17 protein-coding genes and 2 tRNA genes are annotated in these 24,753 nt (G+C 62.3%); 4 read left to right on the forward strand and 15 right to left on the reverse strand.

Annotated features, from left to right (window positions below; translation table 11 throughout):
• Window positions 1-27: 27 nt before the first annotated feature.
• The 3 genes from Bravens_RS06775 to Bravens_RS06785 are packed head-to-tail and all read right to left on the reverse strand — an operon-like array spanning window position 28 to window position 4,912.
• Window positions 28-333: a chorismate mutase gene (locus Bravens_RS06775; protein WP_019175394.1), complete on the reverse strand. Its 306-nt coding sequence runs from the start codon at window positions 331-333 to the stop codon at window positions 28-30.
• Window positions 317-1,930, reverse strand: a complete 1,614-nt coding sequence (locus Bravens_RS06780; protein WP_061942586.1) for a 4-alpha-glucanotransferase — start codon at window positions 1,928-1,930, stop codon at window positions 317-319. Before Bravens_RS06780 ends, Bravens_RS06775 begins: the two co-directional genes overlap by 17 nt.
• A 3-nt stretch (window positions 1,931-1,933) precedes the next feature.
• On the reverse strand, window positions 1,934-4,912 hold the full coding sequence (locus tag Bravens_RS06785) for an Rne/Rng family ribonuclease (RefSeq protein ID WP_062021639.1): 2,979 nt from the start codon (window positions 4,910-4,912) through the stop codon (window positions 1,934-1,936).
• A gap of 306 nt (window positions 4,913-5,218) precedes the next feature.
• On the opposite strand from Bravens_RS06785, the gene Bravens_RS06790 reads away from it, so the two are divergent.
• Entirely contained in the window at window positions 5,219-5,860 is a 642-nt protein-coding gene (locus Bravens_RS06790; protein WP_244878133.1) for a vitamin K epoxide reductase family protein, read from the forward strand.
• Window positions 5,861-5,983: 123 nt separating this feature from the next.
• Here Bravens_RS06790 and ndk read toward each other — a convergent pair whose 3' ends face one another.
• From ndk to Bravens_RS06815, 5 genes are all read right to left on the reverse strand, one after another.
• The gene (gene ndk, locus Bravens_RS06795) at window positions 5,984-6,406 is read right to left on the reverse strand and encodes a nucleoside-diphosphate kinase (RefSeq protein WP_061943219.1); all 423 of its coding nucleotides are present in this window, start codon (window positions 6,404-6,406) and stop codon (window positions 5,984-5,986) included.
• The gene (locus tag Bravens_RS06800; RefSeq protein ID WP_062021645.1) at window positions 6,406-6,852 is read right to left on the reverse strand and encodes a DUF4233 domain-containing protein; all 447 of its coding nucleotides are present in this window, start codon (window positions 6,850-6,852) and stop codon (window positions 6,406-6,408) included. The genes ndk and Bravens_RS06800 overlap by 1 nt, the downstream gene beginning before the upstream one ends.
• Window positions 6,849-8,228, reverse strand: coding sequence for a bifunctional folylpolyglutamate synthase/dihydrofolate synthase (locus tag Bravens_RS06805; RefSeq protein ID WP_062021648.1), 1,380 nt, complete (start codon window positions 8,226-8,228; stop codon window positions 6,849-6,851). Before Bravens_RS06805 ends, Bravens_RS06800 begins: the two co-directional genes overlap by 4 nt.
• Window positions 8,225-11,527: an isoleucine--tRNA ligase gene (gene ileS, locus Bravens_RS06810; RefSeq protein ID WP_062021651.1), complete on the reverse strand. Its 3,303-nt coding sequence runs from the start codon at window positions 11,525-11,527 to the stop codon at window positions 8,225-8,227. The genes Bravens_RS06805 and ileS overlap by 4 nt, the downstream gene beginning before the upstream one ends.
• Before the next feature lie 281 nt (window positions 11,528-11,808).
• Complete coding sequence (locus tag Bravens_RS06815) at window positions 11,809-12,561, reverse strand: SDR family oxidoreductase (RefSeq protein WP_062021654.1); 753 nt, start codon at window positions 12,559-12,561, stop codon at window positions 11,809-11,811.
• 160 nt (window positions 12,562-12,721) lie between these two features.
• Here Bravens_RS06815 and valS point away from each other — a divergent pair, with 160 nt between their 5' ends.
• Window positions 12,722-15,376: a valine--tRNA ligase gene (gene valS, locus Bravens_RS06820; RefSeq protein WP_062021656.1), complete on the forward strand. Its 2,655-nt coding sequence runs from the start codon at window positions 12,722-12,724 to the stop codon at window positions 15,374-15,376.
• A 100-nt stretch (window positions 15,377-15,476) separates the two neighbouring features.
• Here valS and clpX read toward each other — a convergent pair whose 3' ends face one another.
• The 4 genes from clpX to tig form a co-directional block, all read right to left on the reverse strand.
• Window positions 15,477-16,748 carry an ATP-dependent Clp protease ATP-binding subunit ClpX gene (gene clpX, locus Bravens_RS06825; protein ID WP_062021658.1) on the reverse strand — a complete coding sequence of 424 codons (1,272 nt, stop codon included), beginning with the start codon at window positions 16,746-16,748 and terminating at the stop codon, window positions 15,477-15,479.
• Between the two features lie 209 nt (window positions 16,749-16,957).
• Window positions 16,958-17,623 (reverse strand): ATP-dependent Clp protease proteolytic subunit, encoded by a 666-nt coding sequence (locus Bravens_RS06830; RefSeq protein ID WP_062021661.1) that lies wholly within the window; start codon window positions 17,621-17,623, stop codon window positions 16,958-16,960.
• A gap of 22 nt (window positions 17,624-17,645) precedes the next feature.
• Complete coding sequence (locus Bravens_RS06835) at window positions 17,646-18,260, reverse strand: ATP-dependent Clp protease proteolytic subunit (protein WP_157452716.1); 615 nt, start codon at window positions 18,258-18,260, stop codon at window positions 17,646-17,648.
• A gap of 240 nt (window positions 18,261-18,500) precedes the next feature.
• Complete coding sequence (gene tig / locus Bravens_RS06840; RefSeq protein WP_062021663.1) at window positions 18,501-19,820, reverse strand: trigger factor; 1,320 nt, start codon at window positions 19,818-19,820, stop codon at window positions 18,501-18,503.
• A gap of 313 nt (window positions 19,821-20,133) precedes the next feature.
• Here tig and Bravens_RS06845 point away from each other — a divergent pair, with 313 nt between their 5' ends.
• The gene (locus tag Bravens_RS06845; RefSeq protein WP_062021666.1) at window positions 20,134-21,729 is read left to right on the forward strand and encodes an LTA synthase family protein; all 1,596 of its coding nucleotides are present in this window, start codon (window positions 20,134-20,136) and stop codon (window positions 21,727-21,729) included.
• Window positions 21,730-22,124: 395 nt separating this feature from the next.
• On the opposite strand, the gene Bravens_RS06850 is transcribed toward Bravens_RS06845, so the two are convergent.
• Window positions 22,125-23,648 (reverse strand): Na+/H+ antiporter family protein, encoded by a 1,524-nt coding sequence (locus Bravens_RS06850; RefSeq protein WP_244878134.1) that lies wholly within the window; start codon window positions 23,646-23,648, stop codon window positions 22,125-22,127.
• Window positions 23,649-23,776: 128 nt separating this feature from the next.
• Window positions 23,777-23,847 (reverse strand) — tRNA-Gly (locus tag Bravens_RS06855).
• Between the two features lie 121 nt (window positions 23,848-23,968).
• Here Bravens_RS06855 and Bravens_RS06860 point away from each other — a divergent pair.
• A tRNA-Pro gene (locus tag Bravens_RS06860) sits at window positions 23,969-24,042 on the forward strand.
• A gap of 116 nt (window positions 24,043-24,158) precedes the next feature.
• On the opposite strand, the gene Bravens_RS06865 is transcribed toward Bravens_RS06860, so the two are convergent.
• Window positions 24,159-24,620, reverse strand: a complete 462-nt coding sequence (locus Bravens_RS06865; protein WP_062021672.1) for a ribose-5-phosphate isomerase — start codon at window positions 24,618-24,620, stop codon at window positions 24,159-24,161.
• Between the last annotated feature and the right edge of the window lie 133 nt (window positions 24,621-24,753).

Here is a 24,753-nt window from a genome sequence, read left to right on the forward strand (position 1 = left end):
AATCTTAATCTTCACGGCCCCCGAAAGTCAAAGCGACTGGCGAGCCTCTTGTTCCGCGATCCGCTGGTGGCGGCGGATGACGTGCGCAACCGTGAAACCCAGCAGCTCCTCTGCGAATTCCGGGTCAAGTCCGCTTGCTTCGGCCAATGAGCGCAGACGTTCCAGCTGACGCTGTTCGCGTTCGGGGTCCGCCGGCGGCAGCTGTTGGGACGCTTTGAGGTGGCCGACTTTCTCAGTGAGCTTGAACCGTTCGGCCATGATGTGGATGAGCACAGCATCAAGGTTGTCGATGCTGTCGCGCAGCTGCTGCAGCTCTTCAGGAATCTCCGTCATGGAACCCAATGCTACCGGCGGATGCGGCCCACTTTCGGAGGTGTTCACCCAGCGAACGGGACGTGAGCGGATCTCTTCCGTTTTCGCACACGGGAACTCTCCACGGCAGCTCGCTTCGCGACCTTCTGTCCCCCATAAGGTCAGCGAAGTCCTCCAGCTGTCGGTCAAGAACGCGCCGTCCGCCGTACCTGCTGGCAAGAGCACCCATGGCCGTGGGAAGAACAGGTTCTGCTACTCGAATCTCTGTGTCCGCGGCCGGAACGGTCTCGAAGTCGGCTCCCGTGATCACATCGGCCCCTGCCAGCAGAAAAGCTGTGTCTTCCAGGGGCTCCAGTGACGCGTCGGCAGCGTCCGCATCCGCAATCACGCCCCGCATCCAGCAGCGCTCCCCCTCGTCAATGCTGAGCACAGTCTGGGGCAGAGCCCACGCGTCGACACGGCCTGCCTTCGGCAGCCGCACCGCAACCCGCAGGTCAAAGCCCAGCTGGGCCGGAGCCGCGACAGCCGCAGTGAACTGCTCACGGGCGATGAACTGCACCCACAGCCAGAAGTCGACGAGGTCGGATCGCTCCTCCTGAAAAATATGAACTTCACGCGCATCGGATGATTCGGGCACCGACGCATCCATCCGCATAGCCCTGTACACCGCCCATCCGCGCAGCCCGGGCCCAGCCTGCGCGCAGAAAGACGCGAACTCAGCGTGCCTGCTTGTGCGCACTGGAACTTCGTACAGCGCCAGAAGCGCGCGAAGTTTGCGTTCGCGCACCAGTTCGGGGTTCATCGGTGTGTTGCGAGAGGAGCTTTCCAGCAAGTCAACGCCCAGCGCGCGCACCGCCGTGCGTGTCGCATTCTGCGCGGTTCCGTATTCCGGGGTGTCGGTGATGCTGATGTACAGCGGATCGAGAGCACACCGGCTCTCAACATCGAATGGGTCGTATCCGGCAGACGCAGTCACCGGGGAAAGCATGATTGTTTCGGCACCGGCCGCGGCGGCCTGCACCGCAATGTCGCGCAGGTCGGCGAAGTCGCCCACACCCCACGACCGCCCCATGCGGGCTGATGCCAGGTGCAGATCGAAGCCTCGCTCACCTGGCTGCACTGCAGCTTCGCTCACGATGAGCGGTGCACGGCTGACTGCGCCGTCGACCGCGCACGTGATTTCGCCAATACCCGTCTCACGTGGAGGCATAATCGCTGTGAACTCGTGCCGGACTTCCGAGGCGCCTGCCACCGTCACGGTCTGCGTTCCGGTAATCGTCGGGGTGATGTTCGCGGGAACCGGTTCGCCGCTGAGTCCGACTGTCGACACCGATGCGGTGGCGGGGTCGGAGGTTCGCACGGGTATTGCCGCCGAATGGCCGGCTTCGGCAACGACAGCCGCCGGCAGGGCGGAGAGCCACTGCCGGCGGTTTTCGCGGTCGATGAGGATCTGCAGTTCGCTGCTGTCCTCGGCGGTGAAGCCGAGAACATGCAGCGCGGCGGCCAGCTGGTCATCAGACAGCGGCCGGCCCGCGACATCGCGTTCTCCGTCGATGCCGAGCAGGGCGGCCAGCTGGCGCATCCCGCCGGTCATGTCCGACTGCAGGATCCCCGCCACGGGTCAGTCCTGGCCGATGATGAGGATGGGCGGTTCCGGTTCAGCAGGTGCTTCGGGCTTCTTCGGATCCTGCTTCTTCGGAGCTTCCTCAGGCCTGGGCTCCGGTTTCTGAACTGCTTTTTGGATGCGCGTCTGCGAAGCGCCGCCGATCATGAGCAGACCTTCCGATTCCGGTGTCGGCATGCTGACGGGCTCAGCCTGCTTACGGGCAGCCGAGTCCGCTTCAGCCTCGCTGCCGGAGCTGCTGTCTGCATCGTTGTCGCCTGTACCGTCACCGACAGGGTGTTCGGGGTGCTCCGCCGGCTCGGCCGATTTGATGCGACGGCCGCCTCCGCGGGTTCCGCGCCGACGACGCGCGCGGCGTTCGCGCTGTTCGCCATCCTCGGACGCGGCCTCACCGGTGTGCTCAGCGCTGGCTGCCGGTGTCTTCGCCGCTTCTGTCGCGTCAGGCGAAGCATCAGGCGTGTCACCAGACGTGGCCGCTGGCTCGTCTGCTTCGGCGGGTGCTTGAGGTTCCTCGTGGTCCCGAATGGTGGCCTTGGCGATGGCCGCCATGGCCTTCTGGGACTCCCGGCTGCGCTTTTCGTCTTCTTCAGACTGCTGGCTGCCGGAGGAGTTGTTGTGCGAACCGCGCGAGTTGTCCTTGTTGTCGCGGTTCTTGCGGCGCGACTTGTACTGGCGGCCGGAGTGGTCCGGTTCGGTGCCCGGCAGCATAAGGCCGCGCCCGGAGAGGTCTTCCCCGGCTGCCGCGAGACCTTCGGCCAGGCCCGTGCCGATGCGTTTGCGGGTCATCTGGACGAGCCCGAGCGAGGTCACTTCGGCCACCTGGTGTTTGGTGCGGTCGCGGCCCAGGCATTCGACCAGGCGGCGAACCACGAGGTCGCGGTTGGATTCAAGCACCATGTCGATGAAGTCGACGACGATGATGCCGCCGATATCGCGCAGACGCAGCTGGCGGATGACTTCTTCTGCCGCTTCGAGGTTGTTCTTCGTGACGGTCTCTTCGAGGGATCCGCCGGAGCCGGTGAACTTGCCGGTGTTGACGTCGATGACGGTCATCGCCTCTGTGCGGTCGATGACGAGCGAACCGCCTGAGGGCAGGTTGACCTTGCGGTTGAGCGCCTTGTCGATCTGTTCGGACACGCGGTAGTGGTCGAAGATGTCGTCGTCACCTTCGTAGCGGGATACGCGATCCCGCAGGTCGGGTGCCACGGATTCGACGTATTCGGTGATGACGTCCCACATGCGGTTTCCGTCGATCACGAGTTCGCTGAAGTCTTCGTTGAAGACATCGCGGATGATGCGGACCATCATGTCCGGTTCGCTGTACAGGAGTTCCGGTGCACGCACCTTGGTGGACGAGGACTTGCCCTCGATCGTCTCCCAGCGCTTGTGCAGGCGTTCGATGTCCTGACGCAGGTCGTCTTCCGAGGCGCCTTCTGCGGCTGTGCGCACGATGACGCCGGAGCCGTCTGGGACGGCGTCTTTCAGGATCGACTTCAGGCGGCTGCGCTCACTGTCGGGCAGTTTGCGCGAAATGCCGGTCATCTGGTTGCCGGGGACGTACACGAGGAAGCGGCCGGGCAAAGAGATCTGCGCGGTCAGGCGCGCGCCCTTGTGCCCAACGGGGTCCTTTGTCACCTGGACGAGCACGGGGTCGCCGGGGTTAAGCGCGACTTCGATGCGGCGGGGTTTGCCGTCCATGCCGAGGGCGTCCCAGTTGACTTCACCGGCATACAGCACGGCGTTGCGTCCCTTGCCGATGTCGACAAAGGCTGCTTCCATGCTGGGCAGAACGTTCTGCACGCGGCCCAGGTACACGTTGCCGATAAGCGAGGACTGCTGGCGCTTCTCCGACAGGTAGTGTTCGACGGCAATGCCGTCTTCGGTGACAACGAGCTGCGTACGGCCGTCTTTTTCGCGCACGATCATGGCGCGTTCAACCGATTCGCGGCGGGCCAGGAATTCAGCTTCCGTGATGACGGGACGACGTCGCCCAGCGGCCCGGCCTTCCCGACGGCGCTGGCGCTTGGCCTCTACGCGTGAGGACCCGCGGATACCCGTGACTTCGCTTTCGAGCGAGGCGGTGCGGCGGCTTCCGCGCTCACGGCGGCGTGTGCGACGGCGCCTGCGACCGCTGTCGCCGTCGTTGTCATTGCCTTCGTTGTCGTCGGAATCCGCTGTGCGGCTGTCGTGATCGCTGTCTCCGCGACTGCCGTGTTCGTCACGGCCGCGTCGGCGGCTGTCGGAACCGGAGTCGTTCGAGTCGTCCGAATCATTGTGCGAATCGTCGCTGTCGTCACGGTCATCGCGCGAGCGTGAGCGCCGACCTCGACCACCGCGGCGACGGCGGCGTCGACCGCCTTCGCGGCCGCCTTCGTCGTCGTTGGAACCGCCGTCGGAATCAGTGTCGCCGGAGTCCTCGGTGTCGTCCGAATCGTCGTAGTCATCGTCTTCGGGTTTCCAGTCGGGATCCACCTGAACGCCCAGTTCGGCCTTCGGCTGCTGGAACAGCAGCGCACCGCCGGCCGGAGCGGTGACGGGGACAACCTCGGTGTCGTCGTAATCCTCAGATGCCCGTGCGGAGAAAGCGGGTGCGGTCTGCAGTTCGGCGGATGCCGCACTCACGGGCAGGCCGGCGACCTCCGGCTGGGCCGCGTTGGAGAACAGGCCGCCCGAAAACGCTGTTTTGCCAGCTTTGTCGTCAGCTTCGTTCTCAGCGCTGTCTTCTGCGTCGCGGTCGTGTTCTTCTTCGGAATCGTCGACGTCTGCGGTGTCGTCAACCCGATCTTCTGTCGGTTCGTCCTGGCTTTCGCCGCGGCTTTCAGCATTGCGCTTCTGGCCGGCTTTGTCGGCGATCGACTCCAAAAGCTCTGCGCGACGGCTGTCGTCTTCAGCCTGCGTCTGGCGCCCCTGGGACTGCTGGCGCAGCGCTTCGAGGTCGGAAAGGATTCCCTCTGTGGGATCCACTGTGTCACTCATTGAAAACTCCTGTCCCGATCGAGCGGTGCAACGTCCGCGACCGGGATCATGTCCTTGTCATAATCACAAAAGTCTGTGAGCTGCTGTGGGCTCGCGCGAATGCTCAGCGCGGTGGCCCAGGGCTTCATCTTGAACCTGGCCGAAATTCTTCGGAGAGGTGGAAGCACACCCGGCGCGGTTGCTCTGCCGGAGCTCTGATGCTCATTATGTCACAGCGCACCTGGGACGACACTGAATCCGGGCTGTCCCACCCGGCGGTGCCCACCTCGATTCGACCGGTGGGCTCAAGCGGTGGATGATGTTTCTATGACCTCAGGAACCAGTGTGCAGACAACAGAGCTTTCCGTCCCCTCCCCGTGGTTCAGCCGCAAGAGGCCCTTCGGAATCTTCCTCGTGGTGACAGCCGTCATCGGCTTGATCGCATCTTTGGACCTGTCGATTGAGAAAATCAAAAAACTCGAAAATCCCGGGCATGTCCTGTCCTGTGACTTCAATCCGTTCTTTTCATGCGGTTCCGTCATGAACTTCTGGCAGGCTCAGCTGTTCGGCTTTCCCAATCAGCTCATCGGGATTGCCGCGTTCATCTTCCCGCTGCTTCTGGGCGTCCTTCTGATCAGCCGCACGGAGATCCCCCGCTGGGTCATGATCGGTCTGCTGATCGGACTCACGGGCGGTGTCGCACTGGTCATCTTCCTGTTCATCAGCTCGATTTTCGTCATCGGGATCGGCTGCCCGTGGTGCATTGTCGTGTGGACCGTCGTCATTCCGATGTGGTTCATCACCGCGGGCCACCTGGCGCTCACGGGCGGCTTTGGGTCAGCTGTCCAGCACTCCCCCGTCATCCAGGTCTTCGCGTCTCATACGGTTCTTCTGTCCGTGGCGGCTCTCGCGCTCATCTACCTGAGCATCGTCGCGAAGTTCTGGACGTTCTTCTCAAGCCTCGTCTGAACCGGATCGGTTCGCACCCCTCCCACCGGTTCCGGTGGGGAACAAGAAAAAGCCGGCCTCCGCCTCGTGTGACGAGGTTCTCGAATCACGAGGTGGAGGCCGGCTTCTGTCTGCCTGGAAAGGTCAGTCGAGCTCGGGGAACCAGATCTTGATTTCTCGTTCTGCCGACAGCGTCGAATCCGAACCGTGGACGATGTTCTTCACAACACTTTCGCCCCAGTTGCGACCGTGGTCACCGCGGATGGAACCGGGAGCGGCGGTCGTCGGGTCGGTGGTGCCGGCCATGACGCGGAATGCTTCGATCACATCTTCGCCAGTGACGACGATCGCCACCGACGGTCCACTGCCCATGTATTCGACCAGCGGTTCGTAGAACGGCTTGCCTTCGTGCTCTTCGTAGTGCGCGCTGAGCATGGAGCGATCAGCCTGCACCATCTTCAGGGCACTGATTTCGTAGCCCTTCTTTTCAAGACGGCTGATGACTTCGCCGACCAGGCCCCGTTCAACGCCATCGGGCTTGACAAGTACGAGTGTGCGTTCCTTCATCATTCCTCTTTCTCCTGAGTGTCAGGTGAAGCGGGTGAGCCCGCCCGATATGCCTGTTTGACGTAGGCGGTGGCTTCGCGGTCAATCCGTCGGCCCCAGTAGATGCCGACGGCCCACATGGCGCCGAAGACGACGGCGACGACAACGAGTCCGCCCAAAACAATACCGCTTGCCAGTATCAGCAGCTGAATCATCCACCCCAGCGCAATGCCCAGGCCCTTCTGGCCGGCTTTCTTCGGCAGGGTTGCCGTGGCGATGATGCACAGCGCACCGAGCACAACAGCCCCGGCCACGAGCCAGCCGAACGGCAGCGGCTGCAGACCGTAGCCGACCAGCAGGGCAAAGTAGACGATGATCGCCTCGGAGATGAGAACGGTTCCACCGAGGATCGGCAGCTTCGACTTCAGCGGAAGCTGAGGAAGTTCAGCAGGGGTCTCCTGCGTCATTGAGCATCCTTTCGGCCCAGCAGGGTGCGGGCCTCGGCAACGGTTGACAGCGAACCGGTCACAACGATTCCCGTTCTGCGCTCAGGGTCTTCAAGAGCGAGGTCGACTGCGCGCATGAGCGCGTCGTTGAGGTTGTCGGTTCGGATGACGTCGTCCGGATCCCACCATTCTTCAGCGGCTTCGGCGAGTTTCTGCGAGCTCAGAGCGCGCGGACTCTGAGCCTGAGACACGACGACCCTGCCGGCGGTCCGATACAGGTGTTCCAACACTCCGTGCACGTCTTTGTCTTCGTACACCGCGACCACCGCGACGACATCCGAGAAGTCGAAGGAGTCCGCAAGCGCTTCCCGCAGCGCGATTGCCGCGTCCGGGTTGTGGGCGCCGTCGACGACGATCGTCGGGTCGGACCGCATGACCTCCATGCGGCCCGGCGAAGTGACTGTACTCAGTCCGGTGCCGATCGTGTCCGTGTTCAGAGGTTTGTCTTCCGTGCCGAGGAACTGTTCGACGATGGCAACCGCCAAAGCTGCGTTGTCGATCTGGTGGCGTCCCAGAAGCGGCAGGAACAGATCGCTGTAGACGTCGTAGGCCCCGCGCATGGAGAACAGCTGCCCGTCGACGGCCTGTTTGGCTTCGAGGACTTCGAACTCGCGGCCGAACCAGCGCCCGGTGACCCCCCGGCCGGCAAGCTGGCTTTCGAGTTCTTCTGCCGCCTCGTCGTCTTGGTTGCCTATGACCGCCACCGGTGTTGGCGCGGGAGTGTCGTCCTGTGTCCTATCGAGGATCCCGGCCTTTGTGGCTGCGATGTCGGTCAGGGTGTCTCCGAGGAACGCCTGGTGGTCCAGACTGATGTGGGTGAATCCGCACACTTCAGCGTCAGCCACATTGGTTGAGTCCCACTGACCGCCCATCCCGACTTCGAGCACGTATACGTCGACGGGGGCGTCAGCGAATACGGCGAATGCGAGCACGGTCAGCGCTTCAAAATATGTCAGCGGCGGCCGCCCGTCTCCTGCGAGTTCGGCGTCGACCATGTCGAGGAACGGGCGGATTTCCGCGAATACCCGTACGAAGTCGTCGTCTGGCACGGGTGCGCTGTCGACGGAGATGCGTTCGGTGACGGAGTGCAGGTGGGGGCTGGAGAAGCGTCCCACCCGCAAGTCGTGAGCGCTCAGCAGCACGTCCACCATGCGGGCGGTGGAGGTCTTGCCGTTGGTGCCCGCGATCATGATGACCGGTGCGGCTCGGTGGATATCGCCGAGCAGTTCACAGGCGCGCAGGGTGGCGTCCAGGCGCAGTTCGATTTCGGTTTCGCCCGCGCGGGCCTGCAGCGCGGCCTCAGCCAGCTGCAGGCCCGTCGGTTCGGTGTTCGTCATGCGTGCTTCTCCACGCGTACGGCAGCACCGTCGGCGAGTTCGGCGGCTTCGAAGACCTGCCCTTCACCAAGCGGCTCCTGCGTGATCCGCAGGGTTTCGGCCAGGGTTTCCTTGGCGATGAGGTCGCTGTAGCCGCTGAGTGCTTCGGCGCTTTCTGCCGGGACGCTGATGGCCACGTCGATGCGGTCCGACACGTGCAGGTCGAGTTCCTTGCGGGCGCTCTGGATGGCGCGGATGGTGTCGCGCGCCTGGCCTTCAGCCCGCAGTTCGTCGGTCACAACAGTGTCGAGGGCGACGAAGCCGGACTCGGTGGGAGCAAGCACGATTCCGTCCTGACCGGATTCCGCGACGTCCTCGAGGGTGTATTCGCCCTCCTGCAGTTCGATGCCGCCGGACACGACAACACCGTCTGTGACGGACCAGTCGCCGGACTTGGAGCCCTTGATGGCTGCCTGGACGTTCTTGCCCAGGCGCGGGCCTGCGGCACGTGCGTTGACGGTGAGCTTCTGTTCGAGTTTGAAGCCGGCCTCTTCGGCCTTGTCAACCGGCATGACGACGACTTCGCGCACGTTGAGTTCGTCGGCGATGATCGACGTGAACTCTTCGCCCAATTCGATGTCCGTTGCGACGGTCAGGCGTGCCAGCGGCAGGCGCACGCGAAGCTTTTCAGCCTTGCGCAGGCTCGAGCCGACCGAGCAGATGGACCGGGTGAGGTCCATTGCCTCGACGAGTTCCGGGTTGGCTTCGAACAGCGAGCTGTCCGGGTAGTCAGCCAGGTGGACGGAGCGCTCCCCCGTCAGGCCGCGGTAGATCTCTTCGATCGTGAACGGCAGCAGCGGTGCAGCGACCTTGAGGAACGCTTCGAAGCACGTGTAGAAGACGTCGAACGTTTCGTGGGTCGCTTCCGTGCCTTCCCAGAACCGGCGGCGCGAACGGCGGACGTACCAGTTGGTGAGCATGTCCAGGTGTTCACGGAACAGCCCGCACGCACTCCACAGGTCGTACTCGTCCATGTGCTTGGCGAAGCTGTCGATGAAGTCGCGCGTCTTCGCCAGCAGGTAGCGGTCGAGAACCTGCGAGGACTCGTAGCGGTGAGAAGCCTGGTAGCCCGAACCGGACTTGCCATCGGCGGGAGTTTCACCCGGAGCGTCTGCCGTGTTGGAGTACGTGGCGAAGAAATGCCACGCGTTCCACGCCGGCAGGATGATCTGGCGCACCGAATCGCGGATGCCCTGCTCGGTGACGATGAGGTTGCCGCCGCGCAGCACGGGGCTGGACATGAGGAACCAGCGCATGGCGTCGGATCCGTCGCGGTCGAAGACCTCGTTGACGTCCGGGTAGTTGCGCAGCGACTTGGACATCTTGTTGCCGTCGGAGCCCAGCACCATGCCGTGGCAGATGACGTCGCGGATTGCCGGCTTGTCGAACAGTGCGGAAGCCAGGATGTGCAGCGTGTAGAACCAGCCGCGGGTCTGCCCGATGTACTCGACGATGAAGTCTGCCGGGTAGTGGTTGTCGAACCATTCCTTGTTGTCGAACGGGTAGTGCACCTGTCCGTACGGCATGGAACCGGAGTCGAACCACACATCCAGAATGTCCTCAACGCGGCGCATGGTCGACTTGCCGGTCGGGTCGTCCGGGTTGGGGCGGGTCAGCTCGTCAACGAACGGACGGTGCAGGTCAGGCTGACCGTCGTGGTTCAGCGGCAGGCGGCCGAAGTCGCGTTCGATCTCTTCGAAGCTGCCGTAGACGTCGATGCGGGGGTATTCGGGGTTGTCCGACTTCCATACCGGAACGGGGCTGCCCCAGAAGCGGTTGCGCGTGATCGACCAGTCGCGGGCGTTTTCCAACCACTTGCCGAACTGGCCGTGCTTGACGTTGTCGGGCACCCAGTTGATGAGTTCATTGTTGGCAAGCATCCGGTCTTTGAACTCGGTGACGCTGACGAACCACGAGGACACGCCCTTGTAGATGAGCGGATTGCGGCAGCGCCAGCAGTGTGGGTACGAGTGGTTGTAGGTTTCGTGGCGAATCAGAACAGTTCCGTCAGTGACGGAACCGGTTTCGCCTTCACCGGCCGTGACGTTCTTGAGGTGGCGGATGATCTTGGGGTTCGCGTCAAAGACGAGGTCGTCGACATAGTCGACTGCCGGCGCGGTGAAGCGGCCGTCGGGGCCGACCGGCATGACGGCTTCGATCCCTGCAGCCTGGGTGACAACGTAGTCGTCCTCACCGAAGGCGCCGGCGGTGTGCACGAGTCCCGTACCGTCGCTCGTGGTGACGAAGTCGCCTTCGAGGATGCGGAAGGCGTTTTCGTGGTCGGCAAAGTAGGCGAACGGCGGAGCGTAGGTGTGGCCGAGCAGATCTGCACCCTTGAGTTCGGCAACGACGGTCGGCTCTTCGCCGAGTTCGCGGGCGTACGCAGCCAGGCGCTCCTTGGCGATGACGTAGCGTTCCGTGCTGCCGGTGGGGCCATCGGATTCGACGACGAGGTAGTCGATGTCCGCTCCGACGACGATCGCGAGGTTGGACGGAAGCGTCCACGGGGTGGTCGTCCAGATGAGGAAGCGGGCGTCTTTCAACGTGGAGTCAGCCAGCGGACCGGACGTGCAGCGCAGGCCGACGGTGACAGCCGGGTCCTGGCGGTCCTTGTAGACGTCGTCGTCCATGCGCAGTTCGTGGTTCGACAGCGGGGTTTCATCTGACCAGCAGTAGGGCAGCACGCGGAAGCCCTCGTAGATCAGCCCCTTGTCGTAGAGGGTCTTGAAGACCCACAGCACGGATTCCATGAACGTGGGGTTGAGCGTCTTGTAGTCGTTTTCAAAGTCGACCCAGCGGCCCATGCGGCCGACGTACTCTTCCCATTCGTCGGTGTACTTCAGCACCGATTCCCGTGCCGCGGCATTGAACTTGTCAATGCCCATCTCAAGGATTTCGTCCTTGGTCTTCAGCCCCAGCTGGCGCATGGCCTCAAGTTCTGCCGGCAGACCGTGGGTGTCCCAGCCGAAGCGGCGCTCGACGCGTTTGCCCCGCATGGTCTGGTAGCGCGGTACGACGTCTTTGACGTAGCTGGTCAGCAGGTGACCGTAGTGCGGCAGACCGTTTGCAAAAGGCGGGCCGTCGTAGAAGACGAACTCATTTTCGCCGTTCTTGCCGGCTTCGCGGTTGTCAATGGATTCCTGGAAGATGTTGTTGTCGTTCCAGAACTTCAGAACGTCCTTTTCCAGCGCCGGGAAGTCGGGGCTGGAGGACATGCCGAAAGCAGAAGTCGTCTGCTTGGGATAGATGTTCTCAGTCATGAGCGTCCTTTATTCGCGGGTCCGGCGGCACCGAACCCGTTTACGGTTTCATCCGTGCGAGGACGACTGCCCGAAGGCTGCCGCGGTACCACCCCGCTTATCCGCTGCCGCGGATCGCTCAAAGGCTGTGACGGGCCCACCCGTCCGGTTCTACTGGGCCTGAAGGCTGACGAGGCGGAGCTCGCCAAAGTTTCACAGGCTTTTCTTCCGGATGCTCCCCGGTGATAGCCGGATCGACGCAGGTCTGATCTTACCTCACCGCGGGAGCACCCGAAGGCTGGTCACAGCCCCGCGTTGCGCGCCACCTTGTGCTGGGCCGCCTGAGCGATGGGACGCAGCACCATCAGATCGACGTTGACGTGGTGGGGCCGGGTGAGGCTCCACACGACGGCGTCGGCGATGTCGTCTTCCGTCAGCGGGTTCTCAACACCCTCATAAACGGTGTCGGCGGCTTCCTGTGAGCCCATCCGCTTCAGCGAGAACTCCGGTGTCGCGACCATGCCCGGCGCGATCTCCATAACGCGCACCGGACGGCCCGCCAGTTCCAGGCGCAGGGTGCCGGCGATCGCGTGCACGCCGTGCTTGGAGGCCACATAGCCACCGCCGCCCTCGTACTGGATGAGCCCTGCGGTTGAGCCCATGAGCAGAATATCGCCGCGCCCACTGGCCTGGAGCGCCGGCAAGAACGCACGGATGCTGCGCAGAATGCCGAGCACGTTGATGTTGTATTCCTGCGCCCAGCTCTCCGGCGAGGCGTTCTCCACCCAGTCGTTGCCGATGGCCAGACCCGCGTTGGCCACAAGAGCGTGCACGGGACCTTCCTCGATGATCTGCTCGGCCGCCCGGGCAACCGAATCGTCGTCCGCGACATCGCACACCAGGTACTCACACCCGGTCTTCGCGGCAAGCTCCTTAAGCCGATCCTCCCGGCGAGCCAGAGCAACAACGCTCCAGCCGAGCTTCGTGAGCTTCTCCACGGTCGACGCGCCGATTCCTGAACTTGCTCCCGTAACAACAGCACGCAGTTGAGTCATAGCTTCCTCTCTCAGATCCCGGCCCATCAGGGCCCTCCGATCACTGTAGTTGAGAAAAGGTGCCCGGCACCTCCAAAGACGAGCTCCGCCTCGTGCCCCGGAAACCGGGCCGGAACACGCCCCGGCTTTCCTCCCCGCCGCAGTCTGGGACAATGACGCTATGGATTTTGGTTCTCGCACACATGACTCGGTGCATCTGCCTGACAAGCCCGCCCTCGAAGGTCTCCAGGAAAAGTGGGACGCACGCTGGACGGAAGAGCAAACATACGCCTTTGACCGCGACACAACGCGCGACGAGGTCTACTCGATCGACACTCCCCCGCCGACGGCGTCGGGATCACTGCACGTCGGCCACGTCTTCTCCTACACCCAGACGGACGTCCTGGCCCGCTACAAGCGGATGACCGGCAAAAACGTCTTCTACCCGCTGGGCTGGGACGACAACGGCCTGCCCACAGAACGCCGCGTGCAGAACTACTATGGCGTCACCTGCGACCCGTCCCTGCCGTACGAGGGCGACGACTTCGAACTGCCCACCAAGGTCCCGCGCAACCCGCGCGACTTCAAGCACGTATCGCGCCAGAAGTTCATCGAACTGTGCCTCGAACTGTCCGGCGAAGACGAAAAGATCTTCGAAGACCTCTTCCGCAAGGTCGGGCTCTCGGTCGACTGGAAGCACTCCTACCGGACGATCGACGATCATTCCCGCGAAGTCTCGCAGAGGGCGTTTCTCGATGAGCTCTCCCGCGGCCAGGCCTACTCGCAGGATGCCCCCACCATGTGGGACGTCACCTTCGGCACCGCCGTCGCCCAGGCTGAACTCGAAGACCGCGAACGCGAAGGCGCCTACCACAAGGTGACGTTCTTCCCCGCGGGATCCGACGGCCTTGCAGACACCGCGGCAGAGCCGATTGTCATTCTCACGTCACGTCCCGAACTCATCCCCGCCGTGGTCGCGCTCGTCGCCCACCCGGATGACGAGCGCTACCAGGGCAAGTTCGGCACGAAGTACGTGTCGCCCATCTTCGGTGTCGAAGTCGAAGTCCGCGCCCACGAACTCGCCCAGTCGGACAAGGGCACCGGCATTGCGATGGTGTGTACGTTCGGTGACCTCACCGACGTCACTTGGTGGCGCGAACTCGAACTGCCGCTGCGCGCCGTGGTCAACCGCGCCGGCCGCCTCGAACTGGAAACCCCCGAGTGGATTTCGGGGTCTGCCAAGGCCGACGCTGCCGAGCAGTACCAGAAGCTCGCCGGTATGACGACCTTCACGGCGCGCAAGACGATCGTCGAACTGCTCGAAGAGTCCGGCGACCTCATCGAACCTCCGCAGCCGATCACCCACCCCGTGCCGTTCTACGAGCGCGGCGAAAAGCCGCTCGAAGTCGTCACCAGCCGCCAGTGGTACATCCGCAACGGCGGTCGTTCAGCCGAGCTGCGCGACGACCTCATCGCGCGCGGCCGCGAACTTCAGTGGCTGCCGGGCTTCATGCGAGCCCGCTACGAAAACTGGGTCGAAGGCCTCAACGGCGACTGGCTGGTGTCCCGTCAGCGCTACTTCGGTGTGCCCATCCCGCTGTGGTACCGCCTCGATGCCGAGGGCAACCCCGACTACGACAACCCGATTGTCCCCAGTTCGGAGTCCCTGCCGGTCGACCCGCTGCAGGACACGCCTGACGGCTTCACCGCTGACCAGCGCAACCAGCCCGGCGGCTTCATGGGCGAACCGGACGTTCTCGACACGTGGGCCACGTCCTCGCTGACCCCGCAGATCGTCGGCGGCTGGAGCACCGACGACGACCTCTTCAGCAAGGTCTTCCCATTCGACCTGCGTCCGCAGGGCCACGACATCATCCGCACGTGGCTGTTCTCCACGGTTGTGCGCGCCAATGCGCTCAACAACTCCGTTCCGTGGTCGCACACCGCCCTGTCCGGCTGGATCCTCGACCCCGACCGCAAGAAGATGTCGAAGTCGAAGGGCAACGTTGTTGTGCCCTCGGACATCCTGGCGGAAAACAAGCCGGGATTCGGCCCTGACGCTGTTCGCTACTGGGCATCCTCTGCACGCTTGGGCGTTGACACCGCCTACGACGTGTCCCAGATGCAGATCGGTCGCCGCTTGGCCATGAAGATCCTCAACGCCTCGAAGTTCGCCCTGGCTCAGGGTGTCCACGCGGGCCACGTGGGTCAGCTCGACGCTGTCATCAACCCGCTGGACAAAGCCCTGCTGACGGCCCTGTCGACAACCGTCGAAAAGGCCGGCAAGTTCTTCGAGGACTACGACTACGCTCACGCCCTCATGGAGGCCGAGTCCTTCTTCTGGGAGTTCACGGATGACTACGTTGAGCTCATCAAGGACCGCTCCTACGGTGCGGCCGGCGAAGAACAGCAGCTGTCAGCGCACGTCACCCTGGCAACAGCTCTGGAAACATCGCTGCGCCTATTTGCGCCCTTCATGCCGTTTGTGACGGAAGAGGTGTGGAGCTGGTGGCAGGAAGGCTCCGTCCACGCGCAGGCATGGCCTGCCGCCGGCAGCATTCCGGCACAGGATGTCCCGGCTGAGTTCCTCGAAACGGTGTCACAGGCGCTCTCAGAGATCCGCCGGACCAAGACCGAGGCCAAGGTGTCCCAGCGCACCGAGGTCGTGAAAGCCACGCTGCGCGCATCGCAGGCTGATATTGACACGATCGCGGCCGCACAGAGCGACCTGCAGGCCGCCGGCAGGGTAACTGAGCTCGTTCTTGACGTCGACGCGGAGGCGGAAGGCCCGCGTGTTGCCGATGTCGAGTTCGCACCGACCGAAGACAAAAAGTAACAGCTTCTGAAAGCACAGAGCGCGCCGCTTGAAGCGGCGCGCTCTTGCATTTGCGGGCTTTAAGCCCGCGGGCGATCAGCTGCGCAGGCGATAAACGCGGTTACGCGGTCTTCTTGCGCTGTTGGCCCGTCTGCTTGTGCGGAACCAGCGTTGGTGCCGCGTTTTCCTCTACGGTTTCGCGGGTCACAAGCACCTTGGCGATGTCATCGCGGCTGGGAAGGTCGAACATGACCGGCTGCAGGACTTCTTCCATGATGGAGCGCAGTCCTCGCGCGCCCGTCCCCCGCAGAAGAGCGAGATCCGCAATGGACTCCAGAGCTTCGCGCGAGAACTCGAGTTCGACGCCGTCGTAGGCGAACATCGCCTGATACTGCTTGACGAGAGCGTTCTTCGGCTCGGAAAGGATGGTGACGAGAGATTCGCGGTCGAGGTCGCCGACAGCGGTCAGCACGGGCAGACGGCCAATGAACTCCGGGATGAGACCAAACTTCAGCAGGTCTTCCGGCTGCATTTCTGCGTACAGATCGATTTCGTCGTCCTTGGAGTGGATCGGCGCTCCAAAGCCCACCCCGTGTCGGCCCTTGCGTGCCGCCACGATTTCCTCCATCCCGGCGAAAGCACCGGCGACGATGAACAGGACGTTCGTCGTGTCGATTTGAATGAAGTCCTGCTGGGGGTGCTTGCGCCCTCCCTGCGGAGGAACAGAGGCGACAGTTCCTTCGAGGATCTTCAGCAGGGCCTGCTGGACGCCCTCACCGGAAACATCGCGGGTGATCGATGGGTTTTCTGACTTGCGCGAAATCTTGTCGATTTCGTCGATGTAGATAATGCCCTTCTGCGCCCGCTCAACATCGAAGTCAGCCGCTTGGATGAGCTTAAGAAGTATGTTTTCGACGTCCTCGCCGACATAGCCGGCTTCCGTCAGAGCCGTGGCGTCGGCAACTGCAAACGGGACGTTGAGCATGCGCGCAAGCGTCTGCGCCAGGTAGGTTTTGCCGGAACCGGTGGGCCCCACCATCAGGATGTTCGACTTGGCGATCTCCACGCCGTCGTCTTTGCCCTTGCCGTCTTCCAAAGCGTTGATCCGCTTGTAGTGGTTGTAGACGGCAACAGCCAGTGACCGCTTAGCGGCATCTTGGCCGACGACGTACTCATCCAGGTGGCTGTAGATTTCCTGCGGTTTGGGAAGTTCGAGCTTCTCCGCAGGAGCGTCGGGCTGACCGAGCTCTTCTTCGATGATCTCGTTGCACAGGCCAATGCATTCGTCGCAGATGTAGACGCCTGGCCCGGCGATGAGCTTGCGGACCTGCTTCTGCGATTTGCCGCAGAAGTTGCACTTGAGGAGCTCTGCGCCCTCACTGCTGCGAGCCATTCACACTGCCTTTCGCACCCGGGTCAGCCGGGAAGATCAGATTTCTGTACTTAGCCGAGTCTTTCACACTGGGCTGACATGCGCGTTGACTTCTGTCGCGTGTCTGCTTGAGACCCGATGCGCTGGGCCACAGACGCCCACTGCAAAGGGCCGCCGGAGTGTTCCGACGGCCCTTCGATGCACTGGGGTGCGTGCTCAGACTGACTGTGTCAGTTGACGCCCTTGCGCGAGGTGAGCACCTGGTCGACCAGGCCGTATTCCTTGGCCTCTTCGGCCGTGAGGAACAGGTCGCGTTCGATGTCGGTGTTGACCTTTGCTGCGTCCTGCCCGGTGTGCTTGGCCAGAGTGTTTTCCAGCCATGCGCGCATGCGCAGGACCTCGTTGGCCTGGATTTCGATGTCCGAGGCCTGTCCCTGTCCGCCGCCCTGCATGGCGGGCTGGTGGATGAGAACACGAGCGTTCGGCAGTGCAAGGCGCTTGCCGGGGGTGCCGGCAGCCAGCAGAACGGCGGCAGCAGAGGCCGCCTGTCCCAGGCAGACGGTCTGGATTTGCGGCTTGATGTACTGCATCGTGTCGTAGATGGCCGTCAGCGCGGTGAATGAACCGCCGGGCGAGTTGATGTACAGCGTGATGTCGCGGTCGGGGTCCTGCGCTTCCAGCACCAGGAGCTGTGCCATGACGTCATCGGCCGAGGTGTCGTCCACCTGAACGCCGAGGAAGATCACGCGGTCGTCAAACAGCTTGGTGTACGGGTCCTGCCGCTTGAAGCCGTAGGGGGTGCGCTCTTCGAACTGGGGCATGACGTACCGCGAGTTCGGCATGTTGCCGGCGGTTCCGCCGTAGTATCCGGCACCGCCGGTGTAGAGATCAGCCATTTGTCCTCCTTGGGAATGCGGTTCAGCGGCCGTCCGGCACGTCAGCGGCGTGGGTGACGACCTTGTCGATGAAGCCGTAGTCCAGGGCCTCGTCTGCGGTGAACCAGTGGTCGCGGTCGTTGTCCCTGAGGATCTGCTCGAGCGACTTGCCGGTCTGCTCGGCTGTCAGTTCGGCCATCTGCTTCTTCATGTGCAGGATGAGCTCCGCCTGGATCTTGATATCCGTGGCGGTGCCGCCGATGCCGCCGAGCGGCTGGTGCATGAGGATGCGCGCGTGCGGGGTGGCAAAGCGCTTGCCCTTAGCACCCGAGGACAGCAGGAACTGGCCCATGGAGGCGGCCATGCCCATTGCGACGGTGCCCACGTCGGGCTTGATGTACTGCATGGTGTCGTAGATGGCCATGCCCGCCGTGACGGAACCGCCCGGCGAATTGATGTACAGCCAGATGTCACGGTCGGGGTCTTCCGCGGCAAGCAGCATCATCTGGGCGCAGATGCGGTTGGCGTTGGAGTCGCGGACTTCCGAGCCGAGCCAGATGATCCGCTCTTTCAGCAGGCGGTTGAAGATGTGGTCATCCAAACCCATGCCCGCCGTGCCCTCAGAGGCGACCGGCGTGGTCAGTTCGTGTTTGCTCACAAGTTTCTCCTGTGGGTTGATTTCTCTTGACCCTAACCGGCAAAGCCCGACTTTTAATCCACCCCTGCCGGTTGTTCGCCATGAGCGTGAAAACCTGCTCGGCCAAAGGAGCGGCCCAGGGTGCTCTGCACTGAGGGTTCGGGCGGGGTCGCTGCTCTTCCGGGGTGGCCCAAAACAAAAGCAGACGAGGCGGAGGTAACCTCCGCCTCGTCTGCTCAGCCTGCTTTCGCAGGGGAAGAATCAGTCTTCCGAAGCTTCGTCTTCGGCTTCCTCTGCTTCTTCCGAACCGGTGGTGAACGCGGTCATGTCGATGACCTCACCGTTGGTGTCCTTGACGACTGCTTCGGCGAGAACAGCAGCGAGAGCCTTGCGGCGGCCGACTTCACCGGCGACAGCGCCGACCTGACCGGACTGGTCCAGTGCCTGCGCGAAGTCGTTAGGGTTCATGCCGTACTGCTGAGCGGAGGTGATGATGTACTCGATGAGTTCGGGCTGGGTGACCTCGATCTCTTCCTTCGCCTGCACCTTGTCCAGAATGAACTGCGCGCGCAGCTGCTTTTCGGTCTGCTCGCGGACCTCTGCACCGTGCTCTTCGTCGTCTTCGCGGCCTTCGCCTTCGAGGTGGCGCTTGACTTCCTCTTCAACAACGCGCGACGGGACGGGCAGGTCGAGCTTCTCAATGAGCAGTTCGAGAACCTTGTCGCGAGCCTCGACACCCTGCTGCAGTTCCTTGTTGGACTTGGCCTGGGTCTTGAGGTCTTCCTTGAGTTCGTCAATCGTGTCGAACTCGGAGGCAAGCTGGGCGAAGTCGTCGTCAGCTTCGGGCAGTTCGCGTTCCTTGACGGCGGTGAGCTTGATGGTCACCTGAGCGTCTTCGCCTTCGTGCTCCCCACCTGCGAGCTTCGTTTCGAAGGTGGTCTCTTCGTCAGCCGACAGGCCTTCGAGGGCTTCGTCCATGCCGTCGAGCATGGTGCCTGCACCCACCTGGTACGAAATGTCAGAAGCCGAGTCGATCTCTTCGTCGTCGATCTTCGCGGTCAGGTCGAGGGTGACGAAGTCGTCCTTCTTTGCAGGACGGTCAACGGACTTGAGCGAACCGAAGCGGCTGCGCAGGTCATCGAGTTCCTTTTCGACGTCTTCATCCGTGACTTCGAGCGGCTCGACTTCGACTTCGAGGCTCGAGTATTCGGGCAGTTCGAATTCCGGCACGGCGTCGACTTCAACGGTGAAGGTGAGGTCGCCTTCTTCCTTGCCGTCAAGGCCCGGCATTTCGAGGTCTTCGATTTCCGGGGTGCCCAGGGGCTGGATGTCGTTGTCGGCAATTGCCTGGCGGAAGAAACCGTCGAGGCTGTTGTTGACAGCCTCCTGGATGACAGCAGCGCGACCGACACGCTGGTCGATGATGCGCGCGGGGACTTTGCCGCGGCGGAAGCCGGGAACGGCGATCTGCTTTGCGATCTCTTTGTATGCCTCGTCGACGCTCGGCTTGAGATCGGCGTAAGGCGCTTCGATGCTGAGCTTCACCCGAGTGGGTTCAATGCGTTCGACGGAGCTCTTCACTGTCTACCTCTTCAAATTGACTAACGGGAACGTCGCCAGAGTGCCGACACGCCGAAGGGCAACTTCCTCAGACATGCGCGACTGTGCTGACGACACACAGCGCTCTATCCTAATGTGTTCGGCCTGCAGAATGCACACCGGGCCGCACCGGCGCGGCTGATCCGCGGCCAGCAGACCCTTTCCTGTGTGAACCCACAAAGGCGCAGAAGTTAACATCAGGCTATAATTGGATGTCTAACTCTGCGCCCGCTTTCCCGTGCGCGCGCTTCCTCATTCCGAAAACCGAAGAACCGACTGATTCAGAGGCGAAGACGTGAAGGGATCAAAAACCACCGCAAAGCACCGAATTCTCAAAGCGATCGGTGCCGCTTTTCTGTGGACGCTTATTTTCCTCAGCGTCGCACTGCTCATCTCCGGAATCTTCATCCGCAAGCAGTGGGGACAGATCACTGTCGACCAGATGCTGACGAACATCGCCGGCGCCGGTCAAGGCGGCGGCTTCGTGTGGATCACCGTGCTGTGGGTTGCGGTTGTCCCGCTGGCGATCACCGCCCTGCTGTTCGTCGGCCGCCAGCTGTGGATCCGCTACCGGATGTCGGCGCGACTGCGCCTTTCGGCTGCACGTCGCCGCATTCGCCGCGCCGCCCTGCGCGGAATGGCCTCCACCTTCATCGTTGCGCTCATTGCGGGAACCGTCATCACTGGTTCGACCTCGTTCTCTTCGGCAGTTCAGCTGCCCACCTACATCAAGTCGGTCAGCAGCTCCATGAACATCGGCGACTACTACCGCGAACCGGTGGTTGTGGGCAATAAGGATGCTCGCAACATCGTGGTTGTCTACGTCGAGTCAGCTGAAGACGACCTCGCCGACGATTCGCTTTTCGAAGTCAACATGCTTGAGCCCATGGAAGACGCCACCGAGGGCTGGGCCGAAGCCGAAAACTACAAGCAGTACAGCGGCGGCGGTTGGACCATGTCTGGCATCACCTCCACACAGTGCGGCATTCCGCTCAAGGGCAAGGGCTCCGCGACAGGCGACAAGGTCATGAACAACCTCGCTGTCGCCGACTTCATGCCCGGCGTGGACTGCTTTGGCGACATCTTGAAGGAAAACGGCTACAAGAACGTCTTCCTCGGCGGGGCCAACGCAGAGTTCGCATCCAAGGGCTCCTTCTTGCGCACGCACGGCTACGACGAAGTCAAGGACCTTCCCCACTGGCAGTCTCTTGGCGAAAAGGAAGAGGACATGCGTCCCGACTGGGGCCTGAGCGACCGCCGTCTGATGGAGCACGCCAAGGATGAAGTCTCCGCTCTCCACCGTGAATCCTCTGAGACTGGAAACCCGTTCAACCTGACGGTGCTCACACTGGACTCCCACGAACCCATTCACCGTTACCACGACTGCCCGCTGCGCACAGAAGACGATGAACTCGCATCTGTGTGGCTGTGCTCCTCGGAGGCTGTCGGCGATTTCGTCAAGCACATGGACGATGAGGGAATCCTCGAAGACACGTCCGTTGTCGTCATGGGCGACCATCTGAAGCACATGGCTGATTGGAACGTCTACCACGAACAGCTGGACGACAAGACCGACCGTTCGGTGTTCAACCGCATCTGGATGCCGGGCACCAAGGACGGCAAACTGCCACTCGGCGAACTGCGCTCCGGCGCTGACCAGCTCAACATGCTGCCGACGATGCTGGAGGTCGCCGGACTTGAAGTCAAGGATCGCCAGGCTGGTGTAGGAGTGTCGCTCTTCTCCCCGACTGTTCCACAGGACTCCGCGCAGGCTCTGAACGACGACGCCTATGCAGAGCTGACGCTGGCTCGTTCGGCCGACTTCTACAAGAAGGTGTGGGGCATGGACGAACCGGACGAATCGTCCAGCACCGAACCCAACGATGACTGATTGGTGACTGACTGAGGAGTCAACACCAATTGAACAAAGGCGTGGGGCCGTCAGCCAGACTGACGGCCCCACGCCTTTTCTGTTGCGGGCGCAGTCAGTTCCGTGTGGAAGCAGCGGATTGCCTTTTGCCAGCGGGGCTGCTGGATGGCTGGCGATTCCGCCTCCCCACACCCGTTAGCAGCAAATCCACGCTTTAGCCGCAGGGAGACTCCCTTTAGCAGCAGAAACTCCCGTTAGCAGTTGTTGCTAAGGCGCAGAATCCGGCTAGAGAGTGTCTGGCCGTCTGGATGTGGATTGGAACGATGGCCCTACACATCAATGGAACAAAGGCGTAAGACAATCCGCAGGCCGATTCGCAGCCGCAGGGGTGCACGATGTCCTGAAACCAGACATCTCTACAGCATGAGCACCGCTATCCCCGCGAACAGCAGCATGCCGATATTGCAGTGCAGGAACGTTGGGATGACGGTGTCGCGAATATGGTCGTGATGCCCATCGGCGGCGAGTCCGGACGTCACACCGAGGGAAATGGTCGAAGCGGGAGAGCCGGCATCACCCAGACCCGCTGAGGCTCCGAGCAGGCAGACAGCAGCCAGCGGGTCGAGACCCATTTCCAGTGCCAGCGGAATGTAGATCGGGGCGAGGATCGGCACGCTCGCGAACGAATCGCCGAAGCCGATCGTGATGAACAGGCCCACGAACAGCATGAGGAAAACACCGAGTGCCGTGTTGTCGCCGATGAACCCGCCGACTGCGGCAATCAGCGGGTCGATCTCACCAGTTGCGTTCAACAGTCCTGCAAAGCCGGAGGCAACCGTGATGATGATGGCGATGTGGCTCATCATGAGCACACCCTGGGTGAAGACATCGTCCTGTTCCCTCCACCGGAAAACTCCAGCAAGAGTCAGGATGAGGAAGCCGATCATCCCACCCACGAGCAGGGAATCGAAGGCGATCTGGAAGACGAGTGCTGCAGCTACGGCAATGAGCGTCATGATCAGCTGGAACGGGCGCAGCGACACAGCGTTCTCTGATCCAGCGCTCCCCCGCGCAGCAGAAAGCTGGTCTGTCTGCGGCAGCTGAGGGTAGTCGCGGGGTTTGCGGTAGCTGAAGAGAACAGCGGTCAGCATTCCCGCTGCCAGACCCATGACGGGCCAGAACATCGCTCTCCACGCCATATCAGGGGTTGCAGTGAGCCCGCGCGGGGCGCCGAACTCATTGACGTTGGTCAGCAGAATTTCGTTGAGGTAGATGGCGCCGAAGCCTGTGGGCAGCAGAAGGTAGCTGGCACTCATGGAGCATGCGAGGACAACAGCAACGGCGCGGCGGTCGATGCGCAGTCGGTTGAGGACGCCCAAGAGCGGCGGGAGCAGGATGGGGATGAACGCGATGTGCACGGGAACGAGGTTTTGGCTGAGCACTGCCGCGCCGGCGAACAGGCCGAACAGCCCCCACTTTGCACCCTGACTCACTGCACGCTCTTCCGCGGTGGTCTTCTTTGCCACCCACTGGGCGAAGAGCTCAAGAAGACCGGAACGGGACAGAGCTACTGCCAGGGCGCCGATCATGACGTAGGTCAGACCCACCTGAGCGCCGGAGAGCAGGTTGTCATTGAAGCCCGCAAGGGTCTCTTCCATGCTCAGCCCCGCCTGGAGGCCGCCGAGAATGGCTGAAGACACCAAAGCGATGATGACCGGAACCTTCACAAGGCACAGGGTGACCATCACGAGGATCGCGAACACGACCGCATTGATCGGGTGACCCGTCACCTGTCCCAGAATCCAGACGGCGGCCAAACCGCCAACCGCAGCCAATACCGAGGGCGGGAGGACTTCAAAGAATGTCGGCCGGGCAGCCGTTCGGGATACCGCTTTTCGTTTCACCGCGGCAGGGCCCTGCGGTTTGTTCTCAACGTGCATGACCGGCAGTGTACTGAACGGTAAACAACGTGATGAACACCACCTCGACAACTGTGTTCCCGCGTGCCTACCGTGCACACAAAAAAATCTCGGGACACTGCGCAAACAGTGTCCCGAGATTTGAACCGAGGGGATGACGGGAATCGAACCCGCACTATCAGTTTGGAAGACTGAGGCTCTACCATTGAGCTACATCCCCGCGCGAAGCGCTTCTCTACTTTAAAGCACAGTTCCCCGATCTGCAAAATCGACGGGGTCAGCGCGACATGCGCTCGGGTCGAAGTGCCTTTCTGGCGGCAAAGGGCTAGTATGAAGCAGTCCGGGATGTGGCGCAGCTTGGTAGCGCATCTGCTTTGGGAGCAGAGGGTCGCAGGTTCAAATCCTGTCATCCCGACAGCACAAGGCCCGAACCGGTTGGTTCGGGCCTTAACTGTTCATACCGTGCGGTTCACGGCGCCAGAGCAGTTGAAGCACCCGCTAGTGCCGCTTCACCGCCTGAGCATCTCAGCTTCAGCGCTTGCTGTCGAAGTCCGAGATGATGCCGATGCGGCGCACGTGGCGTTCGTCTTCCGAGAACGGTTCGTCAATGAACGCGTCGACAATCGCAATCGCCTGGTCTTGCGGGTGCTGGCGAGCGCCGATCGACACGAGCCAGGCGTCGTTGTGCTGGCGTGCCAGTCGGGCGATTTCTTCGTTCCAGGCCAAAGCGCAGCGAGCGTCCTGAACCTTGTTTGCCGCAATCTGCTCGCCGTTGCCGGAACCGCCGATGACAACGCCGAGGGAGTCTTTTCCATCGCGGCGGTCGTCAACAACGCCCTGGGCTGCATCAATGCAGAACTGGGGGTAGTCATCGAGTGCGTCGTATTCCAGTGCTCCGTGGTCGACGACGTCGAAACCCCGGTTCTGCAGGTGTGTTTTCAGGGCTTCTTTGAACTCGTAGCCGGCGTGGTCTGTTCCCAAGTGAATTCGCATGCCCTCAGCCTACCGACTTTCGCCTTGCTCTTTCAGCTCAGTGTTCTTGCCTGGCGGTCCGGTTTTCAGCCTGTGCTTCCCCACCGTGGAAGAATGAGTTCAGTTCACCTGAGAATGAGCTCAGTTCGACTAC

The organism is Brevibacterium ravenspurgense (assembly GCF_001584615.1).
Classification (GTDB): domain Bacteria; phylum Actinomycetota; class Actinomycetes; order Actinomycetales; family Brevibacteriaceae; genus Brevibacterium; species Brevibacterium ravenspurgense.